Below are 5,491 nucleotides of genomic sequence, written 5' to 3'. Positions count from 1 at the left end.
GGTAACAGAGCCTTACAGGCGCATTTGAAAAACCTCCGGCTATGCCGGAGGATATTTATTTTTACCTGTCTTTTCGCCAGGCGTCGGCGGTGAGTGCTTCGCCAAAGTGTCCGGCGATTAACCGCCGGGTGAGTTCATGAAGAGGCGAAGCGAGAACATCTGCGGTGCTGCCGCGCTCGACAACTTCGCCCTGGTGCATAACCAACACCTGATCGCTGATATGTTTCATCATCCCGATATGTTGGGTTACATAAATATAAGAGATGCCCTGTTTCTCTTGTAATTCCAGCATCAGATTAATGAGCTGCGAACGCATCGACATATCCAGCGACGCCAGCGCTTCGTCTGCGATGATCACTTTAGGGCGCAAAATCAGCGCGCGGGCCAGCCCCAGACGCTGTTTTTGCCCAGGCGCCAACATGTGCGGATAGTAACTGACGTGATCGGGAAGCAATCCGACCATTCGCATGGTTTCAACGATTTGCTTCTGACGCTGTTCAGGCTCCAGGTCCGTGTTCAGACGCAGTGGAAAATCGAGGATCTGCGAAATGCGCTGACGCGGGTTAAGCGACGTTGACGGGTCCTGAAAAATCATGCGAATACACTGACTACGGAACGAATAATCACCGTAATGCAAGGGATGATCGTCAATCAGCAGTTCGCCGCTGGTGGGTTCGATCATCCCCGCCAGCATTTTCGCCAGCGTCGATTTGCCGGAGCCGTTCTCGCCAATAATGGCGAGCGTTTGTTTTTCACGCAGGGTAAAACTCAGCGGTTTTACTGCCTCAACGGTCTGACGGCGAAACCAGCCTGTGCGGTAGCGAAAGGTTTTGCTCAGATTACGGACTTCAAGCAGCGTTTCCACCATGTCACTCTTTCTCCATATTCAGCGGGAAATGACAGGCGTAGAGATGACTCTTTACCCCGGTCAGGCGCGGGGTTTCAATACATTCTCGTTGAGCATACGGGCAGCGAGGCCCCAGACGACAACCTATCGGTAATTGTTCAAGCAAAGGGATAGCCCCTGGCATCGTATTCAGGCGACTTTTATGCGGCATGGCGCTGCCAAAGTCGGGGATAGCGCGGATCAGCGCCTGCGTATACGGATGGTGCGGGATCGTCACCAAATCTTTGCTGGGCGCGGTTTCCACCGTTTGCCCGCAGTACATCACGTTGATTTTGTCTGCCCACTGACTCAGCATCTGCAGGTCGTGGCTAATCAGCAAAATCGTGGTGTTGCTGTTCTGATTCAAACGGGTCAGCAGACGAAAAATTTGTGCCTGAGTGGTGGGCTCCATCGCGTTAGTCGGTTCATCGGCAATCAACAAACGCGGCTGATTAGCCAGCGCGATGGCGATCATCACTTTCTGGCACTCCCCGTCAGTCAGCTCATAGGGAAAACTGCGCATCGCATCTTTGTGATCTTTAATGCCGACACGGTGTAACAATTCAATGGCTCGCCGTTTACGCCAGCCAATGCGCTGCCACCAGCGCCCTTTGTACGTCCAGGCGGGAATATTTTGCATCAACTGACGACCCACACGTTCGGACGGATCAAGACAGGATTGTGGCTCCTGAAAGATCATGGACACGTTGTGCCCGACTAGCTTACGGCGTTCACGCGAAGAGAGGCGCAACAGGTCGATGTCATCAAAGCGCATACGGTCGGCAGTGACGCGCCAGTTGTCTTTCGCGACGCCGCAAATCGCTTTGGCGATCAAACTTTTTCCAGACCCTGATTCACCCACCAGGCCGCGGATTTCGCCTTCGTTTAAGGTCATACTGATCCGATCGACGGCTTTTACCCATCCTTCGTCGGTTCTGAATTCAATGGTGAGGTTACGAATATCCAGTAATGGCATTATTCCACCCCCGCAATAATTGCCCGGCGCAGACCATCGCCAAGCAGGTTAACCAGCAACACACTGATCATAATGGCGCCGCCGGGCAGCATCACGACCCACGGCGCAACATAAATCAGCTCCAGCGCGTCTCCGAGCATGGCTCCCCATTCAGGAGAGGGCAGTTGCGCGCCAAGATCCAGAAAACCCAAAGCGGCAATGTCGAGGATCGCCATTGAAAGCGCACGGGTGATTTCGGTGATCAAACCGGCCGTGATGTTGGGCAGAATAGCAAACCAGAGAATATTCAGTGTGGTCGCGCCATCCAGACGGGCAGCGATGACGTACTCTTTTTCCAGCTCATCATGCACCATGCTATAGACAGAACGCACCATTCGCGGCAGTAACGCCAGCCAGACCGCAAACATCGCATGGCTCAGATGCGGACCTGCAAACGCCACCACGATAATCGCCAGCAACAGTGACGGAATAGAGAGCAGCGTATCCAGAATGTGATTCAGGACGGCGGAACGTAAGCCATGGGTCGCTCCGGCCACAACCCCAAGCACCAGACCGCAAAGCGTGGCGGCGAGCGTCACCACGAATGCGCCACCGACGGTAGGTGCCGCGCCACTCAGTAATCGGCTTAAGACATCGCGCCCCAGATCGTCGGTTCCGAGAAAGAACGACACTTCGCCGTAGCGAGACCAGGAAGGTGGCAACAGCTGATAACCGAGGAACTGTTGGTCAATACCGTAGGGGGCAAACCAGCTGCCGAAAATGCACAATATCACCAGTCCCGCGCAGCCATACAGTCCGATCATCGCGGTGGTATCGCCATAAAATTTCCGCCAGGCCGTGCGTAGCGTACCCGGTGGGCGTTTTTCGCTGTATACGCTATCGTAGGGCATACCATTCCTTATGTTTCAGAGGGTTAGCCATAGCACCCAAAATATCAGATAACACATTGACGATGATGACCAACGAACCAATCACCATCACGCCTGCGGAAATGGCGGCATAGTCTTGCTGGCGGATGGCGTTGATCAACCAGCGACCCAGACCAGGCCAGCTAAAGACCATCTCGGTGATCATCGCCAGCGTAAGCATGGTCGAAAATTGCAAACCAAGACGTGGGATCACCGGAGGAAGTGCGTTGTGTAGCACGTGACGGCGCAGAATCGTCAGACGTGATAATCCCCTGGTGGCCGCTGCTTTCACGTAGTTCTGGTCGTACACGTCAATCGTGCTGATCCGCATTAGACGAATCACCTCGGTTGTCGGGGCGACCGCCAGCGTCAAGACCGGTAATACCATGTGGCGCACGGCGCTCATTACCATCTCGTCACGCCAGGGCGAGTCAGAAATCCACGCATCAATAATGGCGAATCCGGTGACAGGTTTGACTTCATAAAGGAGATCAAAACGACCTGACACCGGCAGCCAGCCGAGCGTCAGCGAAAAGAACAACGTCAACAACAATGCCAGCCAAAATACGGGGATAGAAAAACCCAGCAAGGCGAGGGTGCTGATGAAGTGATCGGGCCACTTATTGCGCGTCACGCCAGCCACCATGCCAATCGGAATGCCGACCATCAGGGCAAAGCCGAAGGCGAGAATACACAGCTCCATCGTGGCGGGAAACACCTCTTTAAGCTGTTCCGAGATTAACTGACCATTAATGCTGGAGACGCCGAAATCCCAGTGGATCAGGCCATTGAACCAGAATATCCAGGCATTCCACAACGAGGCGCCCTGAAGCGGCGCGTGCGGCGTAAAGTAACTCAGGCTGAAGCCGATAAACGTCAGGAAAAAGAGCGTGACCAGCAACAATAAAAAACGACGCAGGGTGAAGATAATCATGGTTTGTTCACCTCTTTGGCTTTTTTCCGCGAGACACCCGCAAAGGAGGCGTTGCCGAACGGACTCAGCACCAGCCCTTTGATGTCATAACGATAAGCCTGCAGTCGCAGCGATGACGCCAGCGGCAGGATCGGCAATTCTGTCGCCAGAATATTTTGCGCTTCATCATACGCGTCAATACGCGAAGCAAGCTGCTGAGAAGAAAGCGCTTTACGCAGAACGTTATCAAACTCGGGATTGCACCAGTGGGCGAAGTTCGTTTGCGAGTTAATGGCGGCGCAACTCAGCAGCGGACGGAAAAAACTGTCCGGATCGTTACTGTCGGTTGCCCAGCCGGACAACGTCAAATCATGGTTCATGTCCATCAACCGCGCCTCCTGGAAACGCCCCTCTACCGGGACAATCACCACGTTGACACCCACCTGGGCCATGTCCGCCTGGATCAGTTCAGCCGTTTTCAGCGGGCTTGGGTTCCATGCCTGAGAGCTGGTGGGCACCCATAACTTCAGCGTTAAATTCTCCAGTCCCAGCGCTTTTAACTGCTCGCGGGATTTGGCGGGATTATATTCTGTAATTTTAGCCTCGTTGTCATAGGCCCACGAGGCGCGCGGCAAAATAGAGGCGGCTGTTTCCGCCGTACCGTAGTAGATCGACTGCATCAAACGCTGGTTATTGATGGCCAGCGCCAGCGCGTGTCGCACCGCGGGATTATTCAGCGGGGGTTTGTTGGTATTAAACGCCAGATAGGCGATGTTCATGCCAGGACGCAGGGTGAGACGCAGGCGAGGATCGTCGCGTAAAATCGTTAACTGGCTGGCGGCAGGCCAGGCTAACACGTCGCACTCGCCGGTCAGCAATTTAGACAAACGTCCAGTACCGCCCGACCCCAAATCGACAACGACCTGAGGCATCAGCGGTGTTCCACGCCAGAATTCGCCATGTCGTTGCAGACGAATGTATTGGCCAGAACGGTATTCAGAAAGCTGGAAAGGACCGGTTCCGACTGGCTGACGGTCCAGTAATTCCTGGCGATCCTGTTTGGCCAGGTTCGCCGCATATTCTGCCGACATCACCGAGGCGTAATGCGTTGCCAGATGCCATAAGAATGATGCATCTGGCTGCGTCAGACGAAACTCGACGGTGTAATTATCCAGTTTACGCACGCTTTGTACGTTATCGGCAAATTGCAGGCTGTCGAAGTAGGGGAAATTGCCGCCATTGACGTTATGCCACGGATGATGACGGTCAAAAATACGTTCGAAGGTGAATACCACGTCGTCCGCATTCAGTTTACGGGTGGGGGTAAACCAGGCCGTTTTTTGAAACGGAACATCGCGACGTAAGTTAAAACGGTAGGTTGCTCCGTTGTCGAGCACTTCCCAGCTTTCCGCCAGTTCAGGCATCAGGCGATAGGTATAAGGATCCACATCCAACAGCCGGTCGTATAGCTGGGCGGCAAGCGTATCAACGATCAGACCGCTGCTCGCCTTTTGCGGATTAAATGTGTTGACCTGCCCGCTGACACAGTAGACAAAGCCGCTCTCACGAATATCAGCACGCGGGGGCAGTTCAGGCGCGGCAGCAGCCTGACCACTGAGAAGTCCAGCTATCACTACCAGAGACGATAAAACCAGGCGCATAATTTTTAAGGTTTTTAGATTCAATCTATAAAGTGTATCGCACTACGACCCACCAGGTAAAAATGTCTGCGGGTAACTGGTGCAAATGTCATCAATTCTGGTGAAGGAATCACTAAATCTGATGTTTTTTAAGCAATGCGCGCAGTT

The 5,491-nt window shown here is 53.7% G+C and carries 5 protein-coding genes; all 5 read right to left on the bottom strand.

Annotated elements, in window-relative coordinates:
• Positions 1 to 61 precede the first annotated feature (61 nt).
• Genes sapF through sapA form a run of 5 tightly spaced genes read right to left on the bottom strand, consistent with a single transcriptional unit; the run spans position 62 to position 5,344 of the window.
• Entirely contained in the window at positions 62 to 868 is an 807-nt protein-coding gene (gene sapF / locus CJP72_RS24805) for a peptide ABC transporter ATP-binding protein SapF (RefSeq protein ID WP_162383887.1), read from the bottom strand.
• A 1-nt stretch (position 869) separates the two neighbouring features.
• Complete coding sequence (gene sapD, locus CJP72_RS24800) at positions 870 to 1,862, bottom strand: peptide ABC transporter ATP-binding protein SapD (protein ID WP_162383886.1); 993 nt, start codon at positions 1,860 to 1,862, stop codon at positions 870 to 872.
• Complete coding sequence (gene sapC, locus CJP72_RS24795; protein ID WP_162383885.1) at positions 1,862 to 2,752, bottom strand: peptide ABC transporter permease SapC; 891 nt, start codon at positions 2,750 to 2,752, stop codon at positions 1,862 to 1,864. Before sapC ends, sapD begins: the two co-directional genes overlap by 1 nt.
• A complete protein-coding gene (sapB, locus tag CJP72_RS24790; RefSeq protein WP_162383884.1) occupies positions 2,739 to 3,704 on the bottom strand; it encodes a peptide ABC transporter permease SapB in 966 nt (321 codons plus the stop codon). The genes sapC and sapB overlap by 14 nt, the downstream gene beginning before the upstream one ends.
• The gene (gene sapA / locus CJP72_RS24785) at positions 3,701 to 5,344 is read right to left on the bottom strand and encodes an ABC transporter substrate-binding protein SapA (protein WP_162383883.1); all 1,644 of its coding nucleotides are present in this window, start codon (positions 5,342 to 5,344) and stop codon (positions 3,701 to 3,703) included. Before sapA ends, sapB begins: the two co-directional genes overlap by 4 nt.
• Between the last annotated feature and the right edge of the window lie 147 nt (positions 5,345 to 5,491).

It is taken from the genome of Citrobacter sp. NCU1 (assembly GCF_010231475.1).
In the GTDB taxonomy this organism is placed as follows: domain Bacteria; phylum Pseudomonadota; class Gammaproteobacteria; order Enterobacterales; family Enterobacteriaceae; genus Citrobacter_D.
This window is presented reverse-complemented; position numbering and strand designations above follow the sequence as displayed.

Bases quoted from the DNA above. Each gene is read 5' to 3' on its own strand.
- sapA (WP_162383883.1), bottom strand. From the start codon at position 5,344: ATGCGCCTGGTTTTATCGTCTCTGGTAGTGATAGCTGGACTTCTCAGT.
- sapF (WP_162383887.1), bottom strand. From the start codon at position 868: ATGGTGGAAACGCTGCTTGAAGTCCGTAATCTGAGCAAAACCTTTCGC.
- sapB (WP_162383884.1), bottom strand. From the start codon at position 3,704: ATGATTATCTTCACCCTGCGTCGTTTTTTATTGTTGCTGGTCACGCTC.
- sapC (WP_162383885.1), bottom strand. From the start codon at position 2,752: ATGCCCTACGATAGCGTATACAGCGAAAAACGCCCACCGGGTACGCTA.
- sapD (WP_162383886.1), bottom strand. From the start codon at position 1,862: ATGCCATTACTGGATATTCGTAACCTCACCATTGAATTCAGAACCGAC.